Genomic DNA, 21,565 nt, shown 5'->3' on the forward strand with positions numbered 1-21,565 from the left:
GGCACCATTGTAGAATCACCAGGTTTTGCGCCCATAACACAGACCCTCGATATGAAGCTGCTTGCCTCCTTGCTGACCGCTGCTGCGCTGGCGGTGTCTGCTTTTCCGGTCGTGGCCGCAGATGCGGCGCCCACCAGCGCGGGTGCTCCTGCAGGGGCGGCGGCCAACGGCGATGCGCCCTCGGTGGGCGCACCGGTCGGTACCGCCTTGGCAGCCGCGCCGGCACCGGTGCCCACCGCCGGCGCGGCACGTGCCAAGCCCGACCTGGCGCAGGGCGAGGCCAAGTACACTGCGGTCTGCGCCGCCTGCCACGGTGCCGACGGCAACTCGTCTGTGCCGGCCCAGCCCAAGCTGGCCGCGCAGCACCCCGAGTACCTGGTCAAGCAGCTCCAGGAGTTCAAGGAAGGCAAGCGCAAGAACCCGATCATGCAGGGCTTCGCAGCGCAGCTGAGCGATGCCGAGATGCGCAACATTGCCTACTGGCTGACCGCCAAGGCCGGCAAGCCCGGCTTCGCCAAGGACAAGGCGCTGGTCGCGGTCGGCGAGAAGATCTACCGCGGCGGCATCGCCGACCGTGCGGTGCCGGCTTGCGCTAGCTGCCACAGCCCCAACGGCGCCGGCATTCCGTCGCAGTATCCGCGCCTGTCGGGCCAGCATGCCGACTACACCGCCGCCCAACTGGTCGCCTTCCGCGGCGGCGTGCGCAACAACAACGCGGTGATGCACGGCGTCGCCGCCAAGCTCAACGACCGCGAAATCAAGGCCTTGGGCGACTACATCGCCGGCCTGCGCTGAAGATGTGAGAGAACCTACTGCGCAACCCGATTGCGCAGCTCCGGTCCTCACCGTACCGAAGTACGGCTCCGGTCCTCGCTGCACACTCGGGCTGCTCGCTACGGTTCTTTCACATCTTCGGCTCAGTTTCTGAACCAAAGAACCCACAGCACTCCAAGAAGGGCGGGCCGATCCTCCAGAGGATGGCCCGCCCTTTTTGCTGGCACCTCGGCGGCCTTTTTCCTTCCCACTTTCCCCGAACCGGCCACCCGCTCCACCGACCATGTCTGTCTCGACCCACGGTATCCGCGTCCATACCGGCTCGCATGCCCTGCGTGCGGGGCTGGAGCTGCTGTCGTCGATGCGCTTCGCGATCTCGCTGCTGACGGTGATCTGCATCGCCTCGGTGATCGGCACGGTGCTGTTGCAGCAGCAGCCCTACGGCAACTACGTCAACCAGTTCGGGCCGTTCTGGGCGCAGGTGTTCGATGCGGCGGGGCTCTATCGGGTCTACAGCGCCTGGTGGTTCCTGCTGATCCTGGCGTTCCTGGTGGTGAGCACCTCGCTGTGCATCGGCCGCAGCACGCCGCGCATCCTGGCCGACCTGAAGGTCTACAAGGAGAACATCCGCGAGCAGAGCTTGGGCGCCTTCGCCCAGCGGGCCGAGGCCGACCTGCCTGAGGCGCCCGAGGCCGCCGCCCGCCGCATCGGCGGCCTGCTGGCCGGCGGCGGCTGGCGGGTACGACTGCAGGAGCGCAGCACCGCGGCCGGCACCGGCTGGATGGTGGCGGCCAAGGCGGGCGCGGCCCACAAGATCGGCTACATCGCGGCGCACAGCGCGATCGTGTTGGTCTGCATCGGCGGGCTGCTCGACGGCGACCTGGTGGTGCGCGCCCAGATGCTGCTGCACGGCAAGACGCCGTACGCCGGCGGCGGCATGATCGCCGACGTCGCGCCCCGGCACCGCCTCTCCGACAGCAACCCGACCTTCCGCGGCAACATCCTGGTCGCCGAGGGCACGCAGTCGAGCAATGCGATCCTGAACCAGTCCGACGGCATCCTGGTGCAGGAGCTGCCCTTCTCGATCGAGCTGAAGAAGTTCATCGTCGACTACTACTCCACCGGCATGCCCAAGCTCTTCGCGAGCGAGGTGGTGATCCACGACAAGGCCACCGGCGAGGCGCATCCGGCCCGCATCGAGGTGAACCACCCGGCGAGCTTCCGGGGTGTCGAGATCTACCAGTCGAGCTTCGACGACGGCGGCTCGCGGGTGGTGCTTCAGGCGGTGCCGATGCATCCGGGCCGCGCCGCGGTCAAGCCCTTCGAGATCGAGGGCACGGTGGGCGGCTCGTCCGAACTGGCCGACGGCAGCGGCGGCGCGGCCGGCAAGATGACGCTGGAGTACACCGCGCTGCGCACCATCAACGTCGAGAACTTCGCCGGCGGCAAGGTCGGCGCGGGCAGCGTCGACGTGCGCAAGGTCGACCTGCGCTCGGCCATCGACGCGCGCCTGGGCGCGGCCAACAAGACGGTCACGCAGAAGGAGCTGCGCAATGTCGGCCCCAGCATCACTTATCGGCTGCGCGACGCGGCGGGCCAGGCGCGGGAGTTCCACAACTACATGCTGCCGGTCGACACCGGCGACGGCGTGCCGGTGTTCCTGCTGGGCATGCGCGCCACGCCGGCCGAGGAGTTCCGCTACCTGCGCATTCCCGCCGACGAGAACGGCGCGATGGACGGCTTCCTGCGGCTGCACGCCGCGCTGGCCGACCCGGCGCGCCGCGCGGCGGCGGTGCAGCGCTACGCGACGCAGGCCGTCGATCCGGCGCGGCCCGAGCTGGGCACGCAGCTGGCGCTGTCGGCCGGCCGCGCGCTGGCGCTGTTCGCCGGCGACCCGGAGGCGGCCGAGGGTTCCGCCGCGCGCCAGGGCGGGCTGCAGGCGGTCTCCGATTTCATGGAAGCCAACGTGCCCGAGGCCGAGCGCGCCCGCGCCGGCGAGGTGCTGGTGCGCATCCTGAACGGCGCGCTGTTCGAGCTGGCCCAGGACACCCGCCGCGCCGCCGGCCAGGCGCCGCTGCCGGCCGACGACGCCACCCGCGGCTTCATGACCCAGGCGGTGCTCTCGCTCTCCGACATGGCGCTGTACCCGGCGCCTATGGCTTTCCGGCTGCAGGACTTCACCCAGGTGCAGGCCAGCGTGTTCCAGGTGGCGCGGGCGCCGGGCAAGACGGTCGTCTACCTGGGCTGTGCCTTGCTGATCGTGGGCATCTTTGCGATGCTCTACGTGCGCGAGCGCCGGCTCTGGATCTGGGTCGCGCCGCGGGCCGGGGCCGCGCACGCGATGATGGCGATGTCGTCCAACCGCAAGACGATGGACGGCGACCGCGAATTCGCCCACCTGCAGCAGAAGCTGCTCGGCACCACAGGGCCGCCGGAGCCCGACGCGCCGCCGCGCACCTAGCGAACGACACAAGACACGAGAAGGCCCCCCGATGAACACCGCCACCATCGCCACCGCGCCTGCAGGCACCGCATCCGCACACCGGACGGAAACACTGCACGAAGGCTTCTGGAGCCGCCGCAGCGCGCTCGACTGGGTCTTCGCCGCTCTGGTCGCCGCGGGCGGCGCCTTCGCCTTCCTGCGCTACGGCGGCTTCATGGACGTCTACGAGAAGGCGATCCTGGTCTGTTGCGCGCCGGCCGCCGTCTGGCTCGGCTGGTTCTGGCGGCCGCTTCGGCTGCTGATGGTGGGCGCGGCGGCGCTGGCGCTGTTGGGCATCGTGTCCTACCAGGTCGACGGGCAGGGCAGCCTGGCGCGGGCCGACAGCGTGTTCTGGCTCAAGTACTTCCTCTCCAGCCAGTCGGCGATCTTGTGGACGAGCATGCTGTTCTTCATGAGCACCGTCCTCTACTGGATCGGTATGGTCTCGCGCGGCGAGGGTGCGACGCTCTCGCTGCTGGGGTCGCGCATCGCCTGGGCCGGTGTGACGATGGCCCTGGTCGGCACTCTGGTGCGCTGGTACGAGAGCTACTTGATCGGCGCCGACGTGGGCCACATCCCGGTCAGCAACCTGTACGAGGTCTTCGTGCTGTTCTGCTGGCTCACCACCACCTTCTACCTGTACTACGAAGACCAGTACCGGACCCGCTCGCTCGGCGCCTTCGTGATGCTGGTGGTGAGCGCGGCGGTCGGCTTCCTGCTCTGGTACACGGTTGTGCGCGAGGCCCACGAGATCCAGCCGCTGGTGCCGGCGCTCAAGAGCTGGTGGATGAAGCTGCACGTGCCCGCCAACTTCATCGGCTACGGCACCTTCGCGATGGCGGCGATGGTCGCGTTCGCCTACCTGATCAAGCAGCAGGCGGGCCTGTCTCCCGCGGAACAGCACTGGTACAAGCTGGCGCCGCTGTGGGCACTGGGCGTGGTGCTGTGCTTCGAGCCGATCGTGTTCCGCAAGACGGTGTCGGAGCCGGGCGGCGGCTACTGGGCGGTGTATTTCGGTGTCTCGGCGCTGATCGTGGCCGGCATCCTGCTGGGCCGACAGCGCATCGCCGCCAAGCTGCCGGCCCTGCCGGTGCTGGAAGACGTGATGTACAAGTCGATCGCGGTCGGCTTCGCCTTCTTCACCATCGCGACCGTGCTGGGCGCCCTGTGGGCGGCCGAGGCCTGGGGCGGCTACTGGAGCTGGGACCCGAAGGAGACCTGGGCGCTGATCGTCTGGCTCAACTACGCCGCCTGGCTGCACATGCGGCTGATGAAGGGCATGCGCGGCGCGATCTCGGCGTGGTGGGCGCTGGTGGGCCTGGCGGTGACCACCTTCGCGTTCCTCGGCGTCAACATGTTCCTGAGCGGATTGCACAGCTACGGAACGCTTTAGCCCCGGGCCGCTCGAACCGTTGGAAACACGCTGAAACCGCCCTGGCGGCCGGCGCGTAGAACCTCATGGCTGCAGGCCCTCCGCCTGCGCCCCTATCGATAACAAGGCCTTCCATGCCCCTCCGATCTTCCTCATCCTCCTCCGGCTTCGACCATCCCCGTTCCAGTGAGATCACCCCCCGCGCCGTCTACGAAGACCGCCGCAAGATGATGAAGCTGCTGGCCGGCGGTGCCGCCGGCGGCGCGCTGGCCGCCTGGGCCGGCCGCGAGGCGCTGGCCCAGACGGCCGCGCCCGGCAAGCTGGCGCCTCTGCCCGGCGCCAAGTCGTCGGTGGCCGGCGCGATGGCGATGGAGAAGGTGACCGACTACAAGGACGCCTCCACCTACAACAATTTCTACGAGTTCGGCACCGACAAGGCCGACCCGGCCAAGAACGCCCACACCCTGCAGACGAAACCCTGGACCGTCGAGATCGAGGGCCTGGTCAAGAAGCCGGGCAAGTACGGCATCGAGGACCTGCTCAAGCTCAGCGCCCAGGAAGAGCGAATCTACCGTCTGCGCTGCGTCGAAGGCTGGTCGATGGTGATTCCGTGGATCGGCTACTCGCTGGCCGAGCTGATCAAGAAGGTCGAGCCGCAGCCCGGCGCCAAGTTCGTCGAGTTCGTCACCCTGGCCGACAAGAAGACCATGCCCTACGTCGGCTCCGCGGTACTCGACTGGCCCTACACCGAAGGCCTGCGGATGGACGAAGCGATGCATCCGCTGACCCTGCTGTCCTTCGGCATGTACGGCGAGGTGCTGCCCAACCAGAACGGGGCGCCGGTGCGGCTGGTGGTGCCGTGGAAGTACGGGTTCAAGTCGGCCAAGTCGATCGTCAAGATCCGCTTCACCGACAAGGAGCCGTCCACCGCCTGGAACAAGGCCGCGGCCAACGAGTACGGCTTCTATTCCAACGTGAACCCGAACGTCGACCATCCGCGCTGGAGCCAGGCGTCGGAGCGGCGCATCGGCGACGGCGGCGGCCTCTTCGCCAAGCGCCGCAAGACCGAGATGTTCAACGGCTACGAGGCGCAGGTGGGCCAGCTCTATGCCGGCATGGACCTGAAGAAGAACTTCTAAAGGCTGAGCCCACCCCAGGCTGCGCACTGCGTGTCTTCGCGTCCCCCTGCTAGGGGCAACACCAGCAGCCCGGCAAAGCCGGTTCTGCGGTGTTCGTTGAAAAAGATCGCGGCGCCTGCAACGGTGGGTCGCCCGCAAAACGACTGTCTCCATGAACAAGCTGCTTTTGCACCCCGCGGCCAAGCCGGTCGTGTTCCTGCTGTGCCTGCTGCCCTTCGCATGGCTGGCCTACGGAGCTTTCGCCGACACGCTGGGTGCCAACCCGGCCGAGGCATTGATCCGCGCCACCGGCGACTGGACGCTGCGCTTCATCTGCATCGTGCTGGCCGTCACCCCGCTGCGGGTGATCAGCAAGTGGAATGGCCTTGCGCGCTACCGGCGGATGCTGGGGCTCTTCGCTTATTTCTACGTGGCGGTGCACCTGCTCTGCTATGCCTGGTTCGACATGGGCTTCGACGTGTCCGGGATCGCCAAGGACATCGCCAAGCGGCCGTTCATCCTGGTCGGCTTCGCCGCCTTCGTGCTGCTGACGCCGCTGGCCGCCACCTCGTTCAACCGGGCGATCAAGGCGCTGGGCGGCAAGCACTGGCAGGCGCTGCACAAGCTGGTCTACCTGATCGCCGGTTTGGGGCTGCTCCACTTCTTCTGGATGCGGGCCGGCAAGAACAACTTCGACGAGGTGTTCGTCTACGCGGCGATCATCGCCGTGCTGCTGGGATTCCGGGTGGTGCAGGCTCTGCGCAAGCGGGCGGCACGGCAGTCGGTTGCCACGGCTGCGCCCGCCGCCGCTATTCGAAAATGATAGCAGCAGGGCGGCGTGCAGCGCGGCTTCGCGGTAGATAAGTGCCGGAAGTCTGCGTTGCACGCCGGCATCTTGCTATCTAATCCATAGCGCTCGCTAGCGGCAAGCGCCTGGGATCGGCTCTCGGCTAGACCAGCCGTTCCTTGTGGAACGTGTCCTCGGCCGATTCCCGTTCCCGGATCAGGTGCACCCGGTCGCCGTCGACCAGCACCTCGGCCGCCCGGCCGCGGGTGTTGTAGTTGCTCGACATGCTCATGCAGTACGCGCCGGCCGACAGCACCGCCAGCCGGTCGCCGGCCCGTACCGGCCCCAGGTGGCGGTCGCGGCCGATCCAGTCGCCGCTCTCGCAGATCGGGCCGACCACATCGTAGTCCGCCGGGCGCCCGGCCGCACCGGACGTGCGCTCCAGCGGCACGATCGCCTGGTACGCCTGGTACATCGCAGGACGGGGCAGGTCGTTCATCGCGGCGTCGACGATGCAGAAGTTCTTCTGCTCGCCGGGCTTCAGGTACAGCACCTCGGTCAGGCAGACGCCGGCGTTGCCGACCAGCGAGCGGCCCGGCTCGATCATCAGCTTGCGGTCGCCGTAGCCGCGGGCGTCGATCTTGGCGAGCAGCTTCGCCCACAGCGCGTCGGCCGCGGGCGGCGTGTCGCCTTGGTAGTCGATGCCCAGGCCGCCGCCGAAGTCGATGTGCTGCAGCGGCGGCACGCCCGCCGCCTCGATGGCGGCCACCAGGTCGAGGATGCGGTCCATCGCATCGAGGTACGGGCTCTCCTGCGTGATCTGGGAGCCGATGTGGCAGTCGATGCCGACCACCCGCAGGCCGCTCAGCGACGCGGCGCGCTGGTAGGTGGCCACGGTTTCCTCGTGCGCCACGCCGAACTTGTTGTCCTTCAGGCCGGTCGAGATGTAGGGGTGCGTCTGCGGATCGACGTTCGGGTTGACGCGAACGCTCACCGGCGCCCGCACGCCCAACTCTGTCGCCACCTCGTGCAGCACCTCCAGCTCGGCGGTGCTCTCGACGTTGAAGCAGCCGATGCCGGCCTCGAGCGCGGTGCGCATTTCGGCGCGGGTCTTGCCGACGCCCGAGAAGATCACCTTGCGAGGATCGCCGCCGGCGGCGATCACCCGCTTCAGCTCGCCGGCCGAGACGATGTCGAAGCCGCAGCCCGCCCGGGCGAAGACCTGCAGCACGCCGAGCGACGAGTTGGCCTTCATCGCATAGCAGATCCGCGCATCGCGGCCGGCGAAGCCGCGCTGGTAGGCGGCAAGCGCGGACAGCATCGACGCCTTGGAATAAGCGAAGAGCGGCGTGCCGTGGCGGGCGGCTAGGTCGGACAGGCGCACCTCTTCCAGGAAGAGCGTGTCGCCGCGGTAGGCCAGCTGGGGCTGGCCGGGCAGGGCGGTGAGGGTCATGGGGTGTTGTGGGGTGCCGTGACGGACGGCATGGTGCTCTCGGGCACCATCATCAGGTCGTACGACTGCTCGGTCGTGGGCGGAGTGGCGGGTGCGGCGGAGGTGGTCGGTGCGGCCGGGGTGCCCGAGGCGGCCTTCCTCTGCTGCGGGTCGCCGGTTACGCGGAACTTCAGTGTCTCGACAAGGGTGGCGCGGTTGGCGGCGGCCGGTCCTTGCGGAAACAGCAGCGGCCCCTTCTGGCCGCAGCCGGAGAGCGCCGCCGCACTGCCGGCAAGGACAAGCGCTCTCACTAGAATTCCGTGGACTTTCAACATCCGCAAATTGTATGACCGACCTCGAATTCCTCGACCGCGCCGAGCACCTCCTGCAGACCGTGGAGGAAAGCTGCGACCGGGTGAACGAGGAGACCGATGCCGACATCGACAGCCAGCGCTCCGGCGGCATGGTCACGCTCACCTTCCGCAACCGCAGCCAGCTGGTGCTCAACATGCAGCGTCCGCTGCACGAACTCTGGCTGGCCGCCCGCTCCGGCGGCTACCATTTCAAATGGAGCGGCGACACCTGGCAGGACACCAAGGGCGAGGGCGAACTGCTCGCCATCCTTCAACGCGAGACCGCCGCCCAGGCCGGCGTGGCGATCGATTTCGGCGACACCCCTCGCAACTAGCGAGTCTCCCAAACCAGGGATGCCGTGGAACCGGCTCTGCCGGGCCACCGGTATCGCCCCCGGTAGGGGGTAGGCGAAGACACGCAGTGCGGAGCCTGGGGGCGAGCCTAGTTCTTGAACAGATCGAGGATGCGGTTGCGCTCTTCGGGCGCCGGCGCCGACTGCTGCGCACCGGGGTCGGTCTCACCGCCAGCGGCCTCGGTACCCAGGCTCGGGATGCCGCCGTTGCGGGCGTATTCGTCGTAGAACCATTCGCCGCCCACGTTCACCACGCCGGCAGGCGGCTGCATCTCGGCCACCGGTACGCCCTTCAGGGCGTGCTCCATGAAGCTGATCCACACCGGCAGGCTCAGGCCGCCGCCGGTCTCGCGGTCGCCCAGGTTGCGCGGGGTGTCGTAGCCGATCCAGGAGATCGCGGCCAGCGTCGGCTGGAAGCCGGCGAACCAGGCATCCATCGAGTCGTTGGTGGTGCCGGTCTTGCCGTAGATGTCTGGCCGTTTCAATGCCGCCTGGGCACGGGCCGCGGTGCCGTAGCGGGCCACCGACTGCAGCAGGCTGTCCATCACGAAGGCGTTGCGCGGGTCGATCGTCTGGTTGCTCTGGTCCAGCGGCGGGGGCGTGGTTTCCAGCAGCACGCGGCCCTTCTGGTCGGTCACTTTGGCTACCAGCCACGGGTTGACCCGGTGGCCGCCGTTGGCGAAGACCGAGTAGCCCGCGGCCAGCTGCATCGGCGTGACCGCACCGGCGCCGAGGGCCATCGGCAGGTAGGCCGGGTGCTTGTCGGCGTCGAAACCGAAGCGGGTGATCCAGTCCTGGCCGTACTTGGTGCCGATCGACTGCAGGATGCGGATCGACACCATGTTCTTGGATTTCTCCAGCGCCTTGCGCATCGACATCGGCCCGTCGAAGGTGCCGCCGTAATTCTTCGGCTCCCACGGCTGGCCGCCGGTGGTGCCGGCATCGAAGAACAGCGGGCCGTCGTTGATCACGGTGGCGGGCGTGAAGCCCTTCTCCAGCGCCGCGGAGTAGATGAAGGGCTTGAAGCTCGAGCCCGGCTGCCGCCACGCCTGCGTCACATGGTTGAACTTGTTCTTGCCGAAATCGAAGCCGCCCACCAGGGCCTTGACCGCACCGGTGCGCGGGTCGAGCGCGACGAAGGCGCCTTCGACCTCGGGAATCTGGGTGATCTCCCAGGTGTCCTTGGGCGTCTTGACAACCCGGACCACCGCGCCGCGCCGCAGCCGGATGTTAGGGGCGGCCTTGTCGCTCAGGCCCGATTGCGCGGGGCGCAGACCTTCGCCGGTGATCTCGATCCGGTCGCCGCCGGGCCGCATCGCCACGATCTTCTTCGGGCCGGCTTCCAGCACCACGGCGGTCAGCACGTCGCCGTTGTCGGGGCGGTCGGCCAGGGCATCGTCTACCGCCTCGTCGAGCTCGTTGCCGCTGGCGGGCAGGGCGACGAACTCTTCGGGACCGCGGTAGATCTGGCGGCGTTCGTAGTCCATCAGGCCCTTGCGCAGGGCGCGGTAGGCCGCGTCCTGGTCGCCGGCGTTCACCGTGGTATAGACGTTCAGGCCGCGGGTATAGGCCTCGTTGCCGTACTGCGAGAAAATCAGCTGGCGCACCATCTCGGCGATGTACTCGGCATGGACCCGGGTGGTGTCGGGGCCGGTGCGGATCTTCAGCTCTTCTGTGCGGGCCTCTTTGGCCGCGTCTCGGGTGATGAAACCTGCTTCTTCCATCCGGTCGACGATGTAGAGCTGCCGGCCGCGGGCGCGGCGCGGGTTGTTGATCGGGTTGTTGGCGGTGGGGGCCTTGGGCAGGCCGGCCAGCATCGCGGCCTCGGCCACGGTGATCTTCTGCAGCGGCTTGCCGAAATAGGCCTCGGATGCGGCGGCGAAGCCGTAGGCACGGTTACCCAGGTAGATCTGGTTCATGTAGATCTCCAGGATCCGGTCCTTCGAGAGCATGTGCTCCAGCTTGAAGGTCAACAGGATTTCGTAGATCTTGCGGGTGAAGGTCTTTTCCGAAGACAGGTACACATTGCGCGCCACCTGCATCGTGATCGTCGAGGCGCCCTGGCTCTTGGCCCTATTCAAATTTGCCAGGCCGGCCCGCAAAACCCCCTTGTAATCCACCCCTCCGTGGCTGTAGAAGCTGGTGTCCTCGGCGGCCAGCACCGCATCGATCATCACCTTGGGGATGTCGGCGATCGGGGTAAGGTTGCGTCGCTCCTCGCCGAACTCGCCCAGCAGGGCACCTTCGGTCGAATACACCCGCAGCGGCAGCTTGGGCCGATAGTCGGCAAGGTCGGAGATGTCGGGCAGGTTGGGATAGGCCACGGCCAGGGCCACCGCGACGACCAGCACCAGCGACACTGCACCCGCCACGACCAACCCCACCATCGCCAGCAGGGCACGCAGCAGCCAGGTAAGCCATCCTGCCTTGCCGAGCGAGACCAGCTTATCTTTCTGTGGGCGGCGCGGAGAGCCCTGTGGCGCGTCCGGAGAGTTCGGGGAGGAGGGCATGGCGTCTCGCGTTTTGGTAACCGCGCATTATAAAAATTGCGGCAGGACATGGGCGCCCGGGTCTTCAACCAGCGGCAGGGCAGCGGTTGTCGCCGGGGCATATTGCAGAGAACGTATTGTTTTGACAACGAGCAGCGGCAGACGAAGCACCTGAGCATGGAGATTCCGAAAAGTTACTGATAGCATCGGTGTCAAGTGTTAGCTTTTGTTGCGTTGTTTTTTCCAATTCACTTCAGGGGGCCGACTTGATCTCTTCGGGGTCGCTGTTCAAGCGCCAAGCCGCGCCGCTGCTGGGCATAGATATCAGTTCCTCCAGTGCCAAGCTGGTGGAGCTAGGACGCAACAAGAGCGGCCAGTGGGTGCTCGAGCGCTGCGCGATCGAACCGCTGGAGCGCGGCTGGATTGTCGACGGTAACGTCGAGAAGTTCGACGAAGTCGCCGAAGCGGTGCGTCGCCTGGTCAAGAAGAGCGGTGCCCGAGCCAAGCATGTCGCCCTGGCGCTGCCCTCGTCTGCCGTGATCACCAAGAAGATCGTGCTGCCCGAAGGCCTGAGCGAACTGGAACTCGAAGTCCAGGTCGAATCCGAAGCCAGCCAGTACATACCCTTCTCGCTCGACGAGGTGAGCCTCGATTTCTGCGTGATCGGCCCCAGCGCCGGTTCGCCGGGCGATGTCGAGGTGTTGATCGCCGCGTCGCGCCGCGAGAAGGTGCAGGACCGCCAGGGCCTGGCCGAGGCCGCCGGCCTGAAGCCGGTGGTGCTCGACATCGAATCCTATGCCGCCCGCCTCGCCGCCGGCCGCCTGCTGGAAACCTTGCCGGTGCACGGTGTCGGCGCGGTGGTGGCACTGTTCAAGATCGGCGGCGCTGCCAGCGGCCTGCAGGTCATCCGCAACGACGAGGTGCTCTACGAGCGCGAGCAGGCCTTCGGCGGCGGCCAGCTGACCCAGTTGATCGTGCGCCAATACGGCTTCTCGCCGGAAGAGGCCGAATCCAAGAAGCGCAACGCCGAGCTGCCCGACGACTACGACACCGCCGTGCTGCGTCCGTTCGTCGACAACATGGCCGCCGAAGTCGTGCGGGCGTTGCAGTTCTTCTTCACCAGTACGCCTTACAACCGGGTCGACCACGTGATGCTGGCCGGCGGTTCCGCATCGCTGCCCGGCCTAGCTGAGGCGGTCGCCCGCCAGTCGGGCTTCGCCTGCAGCCTGGCCAATCCTTTCGAAGGCATGGAGGTCGGCTCGTCGGTCCGCGCCAAGAAGGCCGTCCAGCAGTCCGCGTCCTATCTCACCGCCTGCGGCCTGGCCATGCGGAGGTTCTTGCAGTGATTCTGATCAACCTGCTGCCGCACCGCGAGGCGGCCCGCAAGCGCCGGCGCGATGCGTTCAACGCCTCACTGGTCGCGTCGGCCCTGGTCGGTGCGCTGATCGCCGGCGGCATCTACCTCTGGTACCAAGCCCAGATCGACGACCAGCAAGGGCGCAACCGGTTCCTGCAGACCGAAATCTCGCGTCTCGAGTCGCAGATCAAGGAAATCGCCAGTCTCGAATCCGAGATCGCCGCGCTGCGCGCCCGCCAGAAGGCGGTCGAAGACCTGCAGTCCGACCGCAACCTGCAGGTGTACCTGCTCAACGAACTGGTCAAGCAGCTGCCCGACGGGGTTTACCTGACCGACCTCAAGCAGGTCGAGCAGAACGTCACGATCAAGGGCTCGGCCCAGTCGAACGAACGGGTGTCCGAACTGCTTCGCAACCTGGGCAGCGGCACGCCGTGGTTCGCGCAGCCGCAACTGGTGGAAATCGTCACAGGCACGGTCGCTCTGTCGACCCGGGACCAACGCCGCGTCGCCAATTTCACGATCTCGCTGCGGCTGCTGCGCTCCAGCGAGGTGCAGGCGGCCGAAGCCGCTGCCAAGCGCGCGACGCCGGCGGCCGTGCCCGCCACCAATCCCGCGGCCGTCCGCCCCTGAGGTTAGCCATGGCCACCCGCAAGTCCCCCAAAGTGCCGTCGATCCAGCTCGACCAGCTGTCGCACCAGTTCCGCAACCTCGACCGCAAGGATCCTTCGCTCTGGCCGATCGTGCCGCGCGGTCTGCTGTACGTACTGCTGGCCGCGGCGGTGGTCGGCGCATTGTGGTACCTGTGGCTATCCGACTACCAGACCCAGCTGGACTCCGAGGTCGCCAAGGAAGAAACGCTGCGCAAGGACTACCAGGTCAAGCTGGCCAAGGCGGTCAACCTCGAAGCGTTGAAGCAGCAGCGCGAGCAGGTGCAGCAGTACGTGCTGCAGCTCGAGAAGCAGCTGCCGAGCAAGTCCGAAATGTCGGCGCTGCTGTCGGACATCAACCAGGCCGGCCTCGGCCGCAGCCTGCAGTTCGAATTGTTCCGTCCGGGCGAGATTCGGGTGCGCGAATACTACGCCGAGCTGCCGATCGCGGTGCGGGTCACCGGCCGCTACCACGACATGGGTGCTTTCGCCTCCGACATCGCCCATCTCTCCCGCATCGTGACGCTCAACAACCTCTCCATTTCGCCGGTCAAGGAAAAAGACAAGGACGGTCTCGTGATGGACGTGACCGCCCGCACTTTCCGCTACCTCGACGCGGACGAAATCGCCGCCCAGCGCAAGGCCACGGCCGCACCGGGAGCTGCCAAATGATGCGCAACTTCGGATGGCTCGCCGTGTGCACGGCGCTCCTCGGCGGCTGCGCCGGGTCGGGCCAGGAGGAAATCCAGGCCTGGATGAACGAGCAGAAGGTGCAGACGCGGCCGCGCATCACGCCGCTGACCGAGCCCAAGCAGTTCACGCCGCAGGACTACACCCAGCAGAACACGGTCGATCCTTTCAACGTGGAGAAGCTCACGCAGGCGTTGCGCCGCGACTCCTCGCGTTCGACGGCCAACGAAACGCTGATCACGCCGGAAATGCAGCGCCGCAAGGAGCCGCTCGAAGCCTTCCCGCTCGATGCGATGGCGATGGTCGGCAGCATGGTGAAAGCTGGCCAGCCCGTCGGGCTGGTGCGAGCGAACAACCTGCTCTACCAGGTGCGGGCGGGCGAGTACCTCGGCCAGAACTTCGGTCGGGTGTTGAAGATTACGGAAACTGAAATTACGTTGCGCGAGATCGTGCCAGACGCCACCGGCGACTGGGTGGAGCGCGTCACGAGCTTGCAGCTGCAGGAAAGGTCGAAATGAAAAACTGGTCCCGGCGGATGCAGAGCAGCATGCTCTGCGGCGCATTGTTCGCTGCAACCCTGCTTCACGGCATCGCGGCACATGCGCAAGGCGCGATCCAATCCATCTCCGGCTCGGTTCAGGGCGGGTCGGAAATCCTGCGGGTCGATTTCTCGGAGCCGCTCGCGGCCGTGCCGGCCGGCTTCGCGATCCAGTCGCCCGCCCGCATCGCGCTCGATTTTCCGGGCACCACCAACGGCCTGGGCCGCAATGCGGTCGAACTCAACCAGGGCAACCTCCGGTCGGCCATGGTGGTCGAGGCAGGCGACCGCACCCGTGTCGTGCTCAACCTGAAGGTGGCGACTTCCTATACCGCGCAGATTCAGGGACGCTCGCTGCTGGTGTCGCTGGCGCCCGCAGCGCCCGCTGCCGTTGCTTCTCAAACCCGTGCCACCTTCGCCGAACCGTCGACTTCCGACGTGGCTGCCCTGCGCGACATCGACTTCCGCCGGGCCGACGACGCCACCGGCCGGATCGTCGTGACCCTGCCGAGCAACCAGGTCGGCGTCGATCTGCGCCAGCAGGGCCCGGCGCTGGTGGTGGACTTTCTCCAGACCTCGATGCCCGAAGGTCTGCGCCGCAAGCTCGATGTGTCCGACTTCGGCACGCCCGTCCAGACCATCTCCACGACCCAGGTCGGCGAGCGGGTGCGCATGACGATCCAGCCGCGCGGCGACTGGGAGCACAGTGCCTACCAGAGCGACAACCAGTTCGTGATCGAAGTGCGTCCGAAGAAGACGGATTTCAACAAACTCTCGCAGGGCCCCGGATTTTCGGGCGAGAAACTATCGCTGAACTTCCAGAGCATCGAGGTGCGCTCGCTGTTGCAGGTGATCGCCGATTTCACCAACTTCAACATCGTCACGTCGGACACGGTTGCAGGTACGCTCACGCTGCGCCTGAAGGACGTTCCGTGGGACCAGGCGCTCCAGATCATCATGGACGCCAAGGGCCTCGGCATGCGCAAGAACGGCACCGTACTCTGGATCGCGCCGAAGGACGAGATCGATGCGCGAACCAAGAAGGATCTGGAAGCCGAGCTTGCGATCCAGAAGCTGGAGCCGCTGCGCACGCAGGCCTTCCAGCTGAACTACGCCAAGGCGATCGAGATGGTGCCGCAGTTGCTCGGCGTGGGAACACCTGGCTCGGGCGTGTCCACCGGCGGTTCCAACAATGCACGCTTCCTGACCGAGCGCGGTAGCGCCATCGCCGAACCGCGCACCAACCAGCTGTTCGTGACCGACACCGGCGCCAAGCTGGTCCAGGTGCAGGAGTTGATTTCCCGGCTGGACCGTGCGGTGCGCCAAGTGCTGATCGAGGCCCGGATCGTCGAAGCATCCGACACCTTCAGTCGACAACTGGGCGTCCGGCTCGGCGGAGGCGACCTGCGTGCCCAGAACGGCGGCAACGGCGGCTACCAGCTCAGCGGCGACAACCGTGTCGCGATCGGTACCGGCTATGCCAACGCAGTGGCTTCTGCCGGCGCGGGCGGCACGGTCAACACGAGCGGCAACTTCGTCAACCTGCCGGTCGTGTCCAGCACCAATGGTTCCGCCGCCACCTTCGGCCTGTCGATATTCAACTCCGCGGCGAACCGGTTCCTGGCCCTGGAGCTGTCGGCCCTGGAAGCGGATGGCAAAGGCAAGGTGGTCTCGAGCCCCCGCGTGGTGACGGCCGACCAGGTCAAGGCGCTGATCGAGCAAGGTACCGAATATCCGTACCAGCAGAATGCGGGTGGCCTGACCGGTGGCACTTCCATCGCATTCCGCAAGGCCGTGCTCAAGCTCGAAGTGATTCCGCAAATCACTCCCGAAGGAAATATCATCCTCGACCTCGACATCACCCGCGATTCGCGCGGCGAGACCACATCGAGCGGTATCGCGATCAACACCAAGCACGTCAAGACGCAGGTGGTGGTCGAGAACGGCGGCACGGTGGTGATCGGAGGGATTTTCGAGCTGAACGAGACGGTGGACGAGACCAAGGTCCCGCTGCTGGGTGACATCCCCATCGCCGGCAACCTGTTCAAGAACCGCTCACGGATCTCCAACAAGACTGAAATGCTGGTGTTCATCACGCCAAAGATGATCGCGGACCGCACCGCTGCCCGGTGATTGCGTGTTGTTTTTTCAAGGGAACGAGATATGAAAAAATTACTTCGGGGATTTCTTGCATTCGCTTTAACCTGGCTGCTGGCCTCTTGTGGCGGAGGCGGTGGGAGTTCGGGCAGTGGCAATTTCGGTGCTACGCCGACGACGCCAGTCACCACAACGCCTACACTGACCGTCAGCATTGTCGACAGCTCGAATGCTGCAGTCGGCGGCAATACCATCGGTTCCACTTCTTATGCGCGAGCTACGTTGAAAACCGCCGCTGGCATTGGTATTGCCGATAAGTTGATAACTTTCACCACGAACGATTCTGCTGCGACGCTTGCGCAGGCTTCGGGTCTGACTGATGCACAGGGCATAGTCCGGGTGAAGATTTCGCCTGCGCTGCTTTCTAGTGCTGCTGCTGGTACTGTGACTGCAACCGCCACATTCGACAATGCGACGATTACTGGATCAACTGATTTCCAGGTTTCCGCAACGAACGTGTCCTTAGCTAGCTTTGTGGTTTCTCCAAGCACTATTACGGCATTGCAGTCTGCTGCGGTCAATGCGCAGGTATTAGTTAACGGATCGGCTGCTACGGCTGGGCAGGTGCAGGTTGCACTTAGTGCCTCGTGCGGCACTTTTAGTCCGTCTTCTGTTACAACGTCAAGTAGCGGAACAATAGCGTCGGTTTATCAGTCGCTTGGCACATGCAGTGGTCCCGTCACCCTTACAGCCCAGCCTACTAATGGGCCAGCAATGACTACTACCTTAAGTGTTATTGCAGCGCGTGCAGCTAATCTGCTATTCGATAGTGCGGATCAGACCCTAATATATACATCCAAGGCAACAAGCGGCGTCAAACAGGCTACGCTCAAGTTCAAAGTCGTGAATTCTGCTAATCAAGCTATGGCTTCACAACCGGTGAGTTTTAGTTTGTCTAGCACAGCCATCAACGCGGGTGTAACTTTCGCAGGTGGTGTTATGCAAACGCAGGTAGTTAGCACTGATGCAAATGGTTTTGCATCCATCACAGTTTCTGCGGGGGCACTCCCGACGCCCGTAATTGTGACAGGTGCGCTTGTTTCCGACCCGTCTCTTACAGCCTCTTCGCTGACGTTGGCTGTTACCTCAGGTGTCCCCGCACAGGATAAATCGTCTTTAGCGGCGGAAAAGTTGAGCATTCAAGGCTTCGATATTGATGGCGTTACTACCAATATAACCTTTCGCGTAAGCGATCGACAAAGTAATCCGGTGCCTGCGAATACTGCCGTGACTTTCGTGGCAAGTGCGGGGACAATCCAAGGCAGTTGTGTTTTGGATGCAAATTCCAGCTGTGTGGTGGTTTATACCTCCAGCGGTACTAGGCCAAGTAATGGGCGAGTGGCAATTTTGGCATATATCGATGGAGAAGAAGGATTTGTTGATACGAATGGCAATAATTATTACGATTCTGCGGATGCTGTGGAGACGTCAAATGCGCGAAGTCGTTTTGATGTAGGAACGGTTTTTCGTGATGATAATGAGGATGGCTTTCGTCAAGGCAATGAGCAAACATATCCCGGAGGCACAATCGGCACTGGCGCCTGTCCAAGCATCAACGGAGCGCCTTCCGTACAAAACACTTGCGATGGTGTATGGACGAGCAATATTCGCGTGCGACAGCAAGTCGTAATTGCACTCGCCACTACGGTAATAGATGCGATGGTCGATACAGTGAAGTGGTCAAACAGCGGATTTGATGTTGTTATATCTGACCGGAATGGAAATAGTGCCCCTACCGGCACTAAGGTCGAAGCGTCTATCGCGAACACTGATAGTAAATGTACCATTACGTCGGTATCCCCTGATGTTGTTTCTAGTGTGAATCGGCCTACGACCCACAGTATCATTTTTAATGGGGACGCGACTTGTGCACAGGCTCAAGTGAATATCACGACAACGACCCCACTTGGTACAAAGAGAGTAATTCAATTCTCCAAGACCTGATCGCCCTGGTGGGTCTTCCGGGCTCCGGAAAATCCACTCTCGGCCGCCAGTTGGCCCTTCATCTCGGCCTGCAGTTCCTCGACACCGACCATGTGATCGAACAGCGGCTGGGCTGCAGCGTGTTCACCTATTTCGAGCGGGAGGGCGAAGCCGCATTTCGCCTGCTCGAAAGCGAGGTATTGCACGAGCTGTGCTGCCTGACGTCCGTGGTTCTGGCCACGGGCGGCGGCGCGGTGCTCAGGGCAGAAAACCGGCAATCTTTGCGACGCGCAGGCCGGGTGGTCTATCTGCACGCCGTCCCGGAGAATCTGCTTCGGCGCTTGCGCCACGACCGCACCCGGCCACTGTTGCAGGTCGACGATCCGATGCAGCGTTTGAAGACGCTGTACCACGACCGAGATCCGCTGTACCGGGAAGTCGCGCACGAGGTGGTCGAGACGGGCTTGCTGCCCGCCAGTGTGCTGGTGCAGGCGCTTGTCGGTTCGGGGCCTCAGGGCGCCTGAACAATGGAGCCGGATCTGCAGCAGCCCTGCGGCCCGTAGCCCGTAGCCCGTAGCCCCTGTCCTGGCGCAGGGCTATTTGATGCGGGCGGACCTCTTACACTGATCGCCGGGGTTCGAGCCGCTGCCTTGGGCTTGCTATCGAATGCAGGAGGCCATGGTGGTCGGCTTCCTCACCCGTCCGGTCTACACTTCTTTTTGCCTTTTCAGGCTTTGTGTCCGATGTCCGTCAACGCTTTCGTGTCTTCGCCTTCGGTGTTGTCCCCGTTTCCCGCGCCTGCCGGGCCGGTAGCGGAGGTGCGGATCGACTTCGGTCCGCGCAGCTATGCCATCGCGATCGGCCCGGGCCTGCTCGGGGCGGCGCAGACGTATGGCGATCTTCCACGCGCCAGTACCGCGCTGGTGGTCACCAACGACACCGTCGCGCCGCTGTATGCAGCACGCCTGATCGCCGCCCTGGCGCCGCAGTACGCCCAGGTGCACACGGTCTCGCTCCCCGACGGTGAAAGCTACAAGACCTGGGAATCGCTGAACCTCGTCTTCGACGCGCTGCTCGCCAACGCCTGCGACCGCAAGACCGTTCTCTTCGCCCTCGGCGGCGGGGTCGTCGGCGACATGACCGGCTTCGCCGCGGCTTGCTACATGCGCGGCGTGCCGTTCGTGCAGGTGCCGACCACGCTGCTCGCCCAGGTGGATTCCTCCGTGGGCGGCAAGACGGCGATCAACCATCCGCTGGGCAAGAACATGATCGGCGCGTTCTACCAGCCGCAGCGGGTGGTGTGCGACCTGGAAACGCTGCGCACTTTGCCGCCGCGGGAGATCAGCGCCGGCCTGGCCGAGGTCATCAAGTACGGCCCGATCTACGACATGGACTTCTTCGGATGGATCGAGTCGAACGTCGAAGCGCTGCGGGCCTGCGAGGTGGACGCGCTGGCCTATGCGGTGCGCCGCAGCTGCGAGATCAAGGCGACCGTGGTGGCCGCCGACGAGCGTGAGACCGGGTTGCGGGCGATCCTGAATTTCGGCCACACGTTCGGCCACGCGATCGAGGCGGGCATGGGCTACGGCAACTGGCTGCACGGCGAAGGCGTCGGCTGCGGCATGGTGATGGCCGCCCACCTGTCGCAGCGGCTGGGGCTGGTCGATGCCGCCTTCGTCGAGCGGCTGACGGCGCTGGTGGTGCGTGCCGGCCTGCCGGTCGCAGGCCCGGTGCTGGATGCGGCCGACAACGCGGGCCGGTACCTGGAACTGATGCGGGTCGACAAAAAGGCCGAGGGCGGCGAAGTCCGCTTCGTGCTGATCGACGGCCCGGGTCGCGCGGTGGTGCGATCGGCGCCCGACGCGCTGGTGCGCGAGGTGATCGACGCGTGCTGCGTGCCGGCGTGATGCTGGCACCGTACGCCAGCGATCCTCACCGGAGCCGTGGCCGGCGCTTTGCCGAAACGTCCGCGCCCACCCGCACCGATTTCCAGCGCGACCGCGACCGGATCGTGCATTCCACCGCATTCCGGCGGCTGGTCTACAAGACGCAGGTGTTCCTGAACCACGAGGGCGATCTGTTCCGTACCCGGTTGACCCATTCGTTGGAGGTGGCGCAGCTCGGCCGGTCGATCGCACGGTCGCTGCGGCTCAACGAGGACCTGGTCGAAGGCATCGCGCTGGCGCACGACCTGGGCCACACGCCATTCGGGCATGCCGGGCAGGACGAGCTCGATGCCTGCATGGCGGGCCACGGCGGCTTCGAGCACAACCTGCAGAGCCTGCGGGTGGTCGACCTGCTGGAAGAGCGCTACCCCGACTACGACGGGCTCAACCTCTGCTTCGAGATGCGCGAGGGCATCCTCAAGCACTGTTCGCGCGCCAATGCCGAACGGATCGACGTCCGGGAGCCCGGCGGCGTGGCGCGCCGATTCCTCGACCGCACCCAGCCGAGCCTGGAGGCACAGCTCTGCAATCTGGCCGACGAGATCGCCTACAACGCGCACGACATCGACGACGGCGTGCGCTCGGGCCTGATTACGCTGGAGCAACTCGACGCGGTGCCGCTCTTCGCCCGCTACCGCGACGAGGCGCTGGCCGCCCACCCGTCGCTGGCGGCAGACGATTTCCGGCGACGCCTGCTGCACGAGACGATCCGCCGGATGCTCAGCGCGCAGGTCTACGACGTGATCGACGCCACCGGCGCCGCGATCGGTCGCGCGACTCCCTCGACGGCCGACGCCGCGCGCCAGGGGCCGCCGCTGGTGCGTTTCGGCGACGCGATGCGCAGCGAATCGACCGCGCTCAAGCGCTTCCTGTTCCAGAACCTCTACCGGCATCCGCAGGTGATGGCCACCACCGGCCACGCGCGCCAGGTGGTCCGGGAGCTGTTCGATGCATACCGGTCGGCGCCGGGCGAGATGCGCGCCAACCCGGGCGTCCGGGCGCATGTGAGCGACGGCGACGGGCCGATGTCGCCCGAGCGCGTGGTGGCCGACTACGTTGCCGGCATGACCGACCGCTTCGCGACCCGCGAGCACGAGCGGCTGACCGGCACCCGCCTCTTTCCCTAGAGCGGTCAGGGCTCCGGCCA

18 protein-coding genes are annotated in these 21,565 nt (G+C 65.5%); 15 read left to right on the plus strand and 3 right to left on the minus strand.

Annotation, left to right across the window (positions count from 1 at the left end; all coding sequences use genetic code 11):
- Positions 1–51: 51 nt before the first annotated feature.
- The 5 genes from DFQ15_RS07030 (at position 52) to DFQ15_RS07050 (ending at position 6,569) form a co-directional block, all read left to right on the plus strand.
- Complete coding sequence (locus DFQ15_RS07030; protein ID WP_110465299.1) at positions 52–795, plus strand: c-type cytochrome; 744 nt, start codon at positions 52–54, stop codon at positions 793–795.
- 262 nt (positions 796–1,057) lie between these two features.
- Positions 1,058–3,235, plus strand: a complete 2,178-nt coding sequence (locus DFQ15_RS07035; protein WP_110465300.1) for a cytochrome c biogenesis protein ResB — start codon at positions 1,058–1,060, stop codon at positions 3,233–3,235.
- Between the two features lie 31 nt (positions 3,236–3,266).
- Positions 3,267–4,649 carry a c-type cytochrome biogenesis protein CcsB gene (gene ccsB, locus DFQ15_RS07040; RefSeq protein ID WP_110465301.1) on the plus strand — a complete coding sequence of 461 codons (1,383 nt, stop codon included), beginning with the start codon at positions 3,267–3,269 and terminating at the stop codon, positions 4,647–4,649.
- A 113-nt stretch (positions 4,650–4,762) separates the two neighbouring features.
- Positions 4,763–5,767 (plus strand): protein-methionine-sulfoxide reductase catalytic subunit MsrP, encoded by a 1,005-nt coding sequence (msrP, locus tag DFQ15_RS07045; protein ID WP_110465302.1) that lies wholly within the window; start codon positions 4,763–4,765, stop codon positions 5,765–5,767.
- Positions 5,768–5,918: 151 nt separating this feature from the next.
- Positions 5,919–6,569, plus strand: coding sequence for a protein-methionine-sulfoxide reductase heme-binding subunit MsrQ (locus DFQ15_RS07050; RefSeq protein WP_110465303.1), 651 nt, complete (start codon positions 5,919–5,921; stop codon positions 6,567–6,569).
- A 127-nt stretch (positions 6,570–6,696) separates the two neighbouring features.
- On the opposite strand, the gene lysA is transcribed toward DFQ15_RS07050, so the two are convergent.
- Positions 6,697–7,986 (minus strand): diaminopimelate decarboxylase, encoded by a 1,290-nt coding sequence (lysA, locus tag DFQ15_RS07055; protein ID WP_110465304.1) that lies wholly within the window; start codon positions 7,984–7,986, stop codon positions 6,697–6,699.
- Entirely contained in the window at positions 7,983–8,276 is a 294-nt protein-coding gene (gene lptM, locus DFQ15_RS07060) for an LPS translocon maturation chaperone LptM (RefSeq protein ID WP_233504327.1), read from the minus strand. Before lptM ends, lysA begins: the two co-directional genes overlap by 4 nt.
- A gap of 35 nt (positions 8,277–8,311) precedes the next feature.
- On the opposite strand from lptM, the gene cyaY reads away from it, so the two are divergent.
- Positions 8,312–8,653, plus strand: coding sequence for an iron donor protein CyaY (cyaY, locus tag DFQ15_RS07065; protein WP_110465306.1), 342 nt, complete (start codon positions 8,312–8,314; stop codon positions 8,651–8,653).
- A 107-nt stretch (positions 8,654–8,760) separates the two neighbouring features.
- On the opposite strand, the gene DFQ15_RS07070 is transcribed toward cyaY, so the two are convergent.
- Positions 8,761–11,181: a penicillin-binding protein 1A gene (locus tag DFQ15_RS07070; RefSeq protein ID WP_110465307.1), complete on the minus strand. Its 2,421-nt coding sequence runs from the start codon at positions 11,179–11,181 to the stop codon at positions 8,761–8,763.
- A gap of 245 nt (positions 11,182–11,426) precedes the next feature.
- Here DFQ15_RS07070 and DFQ15_RS07075 point away from each other — a divergent pair, with 245 nt between their 5' ends.
- The 9 genes from DFQ15_RS07075 (at position 11,427) to DFQ15_RS07110 (ending at position 21,545) form a co-directional block, all read left to right on the plus strand.
- Complete coding sequence (locus DFQ15_RS07075; protein ID WP_110465308.1) at positions 11,427–12,506, plus strand: pilus assembly protein PilM; 1,080 nt, start codon at positions 11,427–11,429, stop codon at positions 12,504–12,506.
- Positions 12,503–13,147: a PilN domain-containing protein gene (locus tag DFQ15_RS07080; protein WP_110465309.1), complete on the plus strand. Its 645-nt coding sequence runs from the start codon at positions 12,503–12,505 to the stop codon at positions 13,145–13,147. The genes DFQ15_RS07075 and DFQ15_RS07080 overlap by 4 nt, the downstream gene beginning before the upstream one ends.
- 8 nt (positions 13,148–13,155) lie before the next feature.
- Positions 13,156–13,836: a type IV pilus inner membrane component PilO gene (locus DFQ15_RS07085; protein WP_110465310.1), complete on the plus strand. Its 681-nt coding sequence runs from the start codon at positions 13,156–13,158 to the stop codon at positions 13,834–13,836.
- On the plus strand, positions 13,833–14,372 hold the full coding sequence (locus DFQ15_RS07090) for a pilus assembly protein PilP (protein ID WP_110465311.1): 540 nt from the start codon (positions 13,833–13,835) through the stop codon (positions 14,370–14,372). Before DFQ15_RS07085 ends, DFQ15_RS07090 begins: the two co-directional genes overlap by 4 nt.
- Positions 14,369–16,525: a type IV pilus secretin family protein gene (gene pilQ, locus DFQ15_RS07095; RefSeq protein ID WP_110465312.1), complete on the plus strand. Its 2,157-nt coding sequence runs from the start codon at positions 14,369–14,371 to the stop codon at positions 16,523–16,525. Before DFQ15_RS07090 ends, pilQ begins: the two co-directional genes overlap by 4 nt.
- A gap of 30 nt (positions 16,526–16,555) precedes the next feature.
- A complete protein-coding gene (locus DFQ15_RS17025) occupies positions 16,556–18,493 on the plus strand; it encodes a hypothetical protein (protein WP_146228672.1) in 1,938 nt (645 codons plus the stop codon).
- Positions 18,494–18,501: 8 nt separating this feature from the next.
- Entirely contained in the window at positions 18,502–18,996 is a 495-nt protein-coding gene (locus tag DFQ15_RS07100; RefSeq protein WP_110465313.1) for a shikimate kinase, read from the plus strand.
- A 219-nt stretch (positions 18,997–19,215) separates the two neighbouring features.
- The gene (gene aroB, locus DFQ15_RS07105; protein WP_110465314.1) at positions 19,216–20,379 is read left to right on the plus strand and encodes a 3-dehydroquinate synthase; all 1,164 of its coding nucleotides are present in this window, start codon (positions 19,216–19,218) and stop codon (positions 20,377–20,379) included.
- Positions 20,376–21,545, plus strand: a complete 1,170-nt coding sequence (locus DFQ15_RS07110; protein WP_110465381.1) for a deoxyguanosinetriphosphate triphosphohydrolase — start codon at positions 20,376–20,378, stop codon at positions 21,543–21,545. Before aroB ends, DFQ15_RS07110 begins: the two co-directional genes overlap by 4 nt.
- The last annotated feature ends 20 nt before the right edge of the window (positions 21,546–21,565 follow it).

Source organism: Xylophilus ampelinus (assembly GCF_003217575.1).
GTDB classification, from domain to species: Bacteria; Pseudomonadota; Gammaproteobacteria; order Burkholderiales; family Burkholderiaceae_C; genus Xylophilus; species Xylophilus ampelinus.

Coding starts and splice junctions, on each gene's coding strand:
- msrP (WP_110465302.1), top strand. CDS start 4,763: ATGCCCCTCCGATCTTCCTCATCCTCCTCCGGCTTCGACCATCCCCGT.
- DFQ15_RS07030 (WP_110465299.1), top strand. CDS start 52: ATGAAGCTGCTTGCCTCCTTGCTGACCGCTGCTGCGCTGGCGGTGTCT.
- DFQ15_RS07085 (WP_110465310.1), top strand. CDS start 13,156: ATGGCCACCCGCAAGTCCCCCAAAGTGCCGTCGATCCAGCTCGACCAG.
- DFQ15_RS17025 (WP_146228672.1), top strand. CDS start 16,556: ATGAAAAAATTACTTCGGGGATTTCTTGCATTCGCTTTAACCTGGCTG.
- aroB (WP_110465314.1), top strand. CDS start 19,216: ATGTCCGTCAACGCTTTCGTGTCTTCGCCTTCGGTGTTGTCCCCGTTT.
- DFQ15_RS07070 (WP_110465307.1), bottom strand. CDS start 11,181: ATGCCCTCCTCCCCGAACTCTCCGGACGCGCCACAGGGCTCTCCGCGC.
- DFQ15_RS07035 (WP_110465300.1), top strand. CDS start 1,058: ATGTCTGTCTCGACCCACGGTATCCGCGTCCATACCGGCTCGCATGCC.
- lysA (WP_110465304.1), bottom strand. CDS start 7,986: ATGACCCTCACCGCCCTGCCCGGCCAGCCCCAGCTGGCCTACCGCGGC.
- DFQ15_RS07050 (WP_110465303.1), top strand. CDS start 5,919: ATGAACAAGCTGCTTTTGCACCCCGCGGCCAAGCCGGTCGTGTTCCTG.
- pilQ (WP_110465312.1), top strand. CDS start 14,369: ATGAAAAACTGGTCCCGGCGGATGCAGAGCAGCATGCTCTGCGGCGCA.
- ccsB (WP_110465301.1), top strand. CDS start 3,267: ATGAACACCGCCACCATCGCCACCGCGCCTGCAGGCACCGCATCCGCA.
- cyaY (WP_110465306.1), top strand. CDS start 8,312: ATGACCGACCTCGAATTCCTCGACCGCGCCGAGCACCTCCTGCAGACC.
- DFQ15_RS07090 (WP_110465311.1), top strand. CDS start 13,833: ATGATGCGCAACTTCGGATGGCTCGCCGTGTGCACGGCGCTCCTCGGC.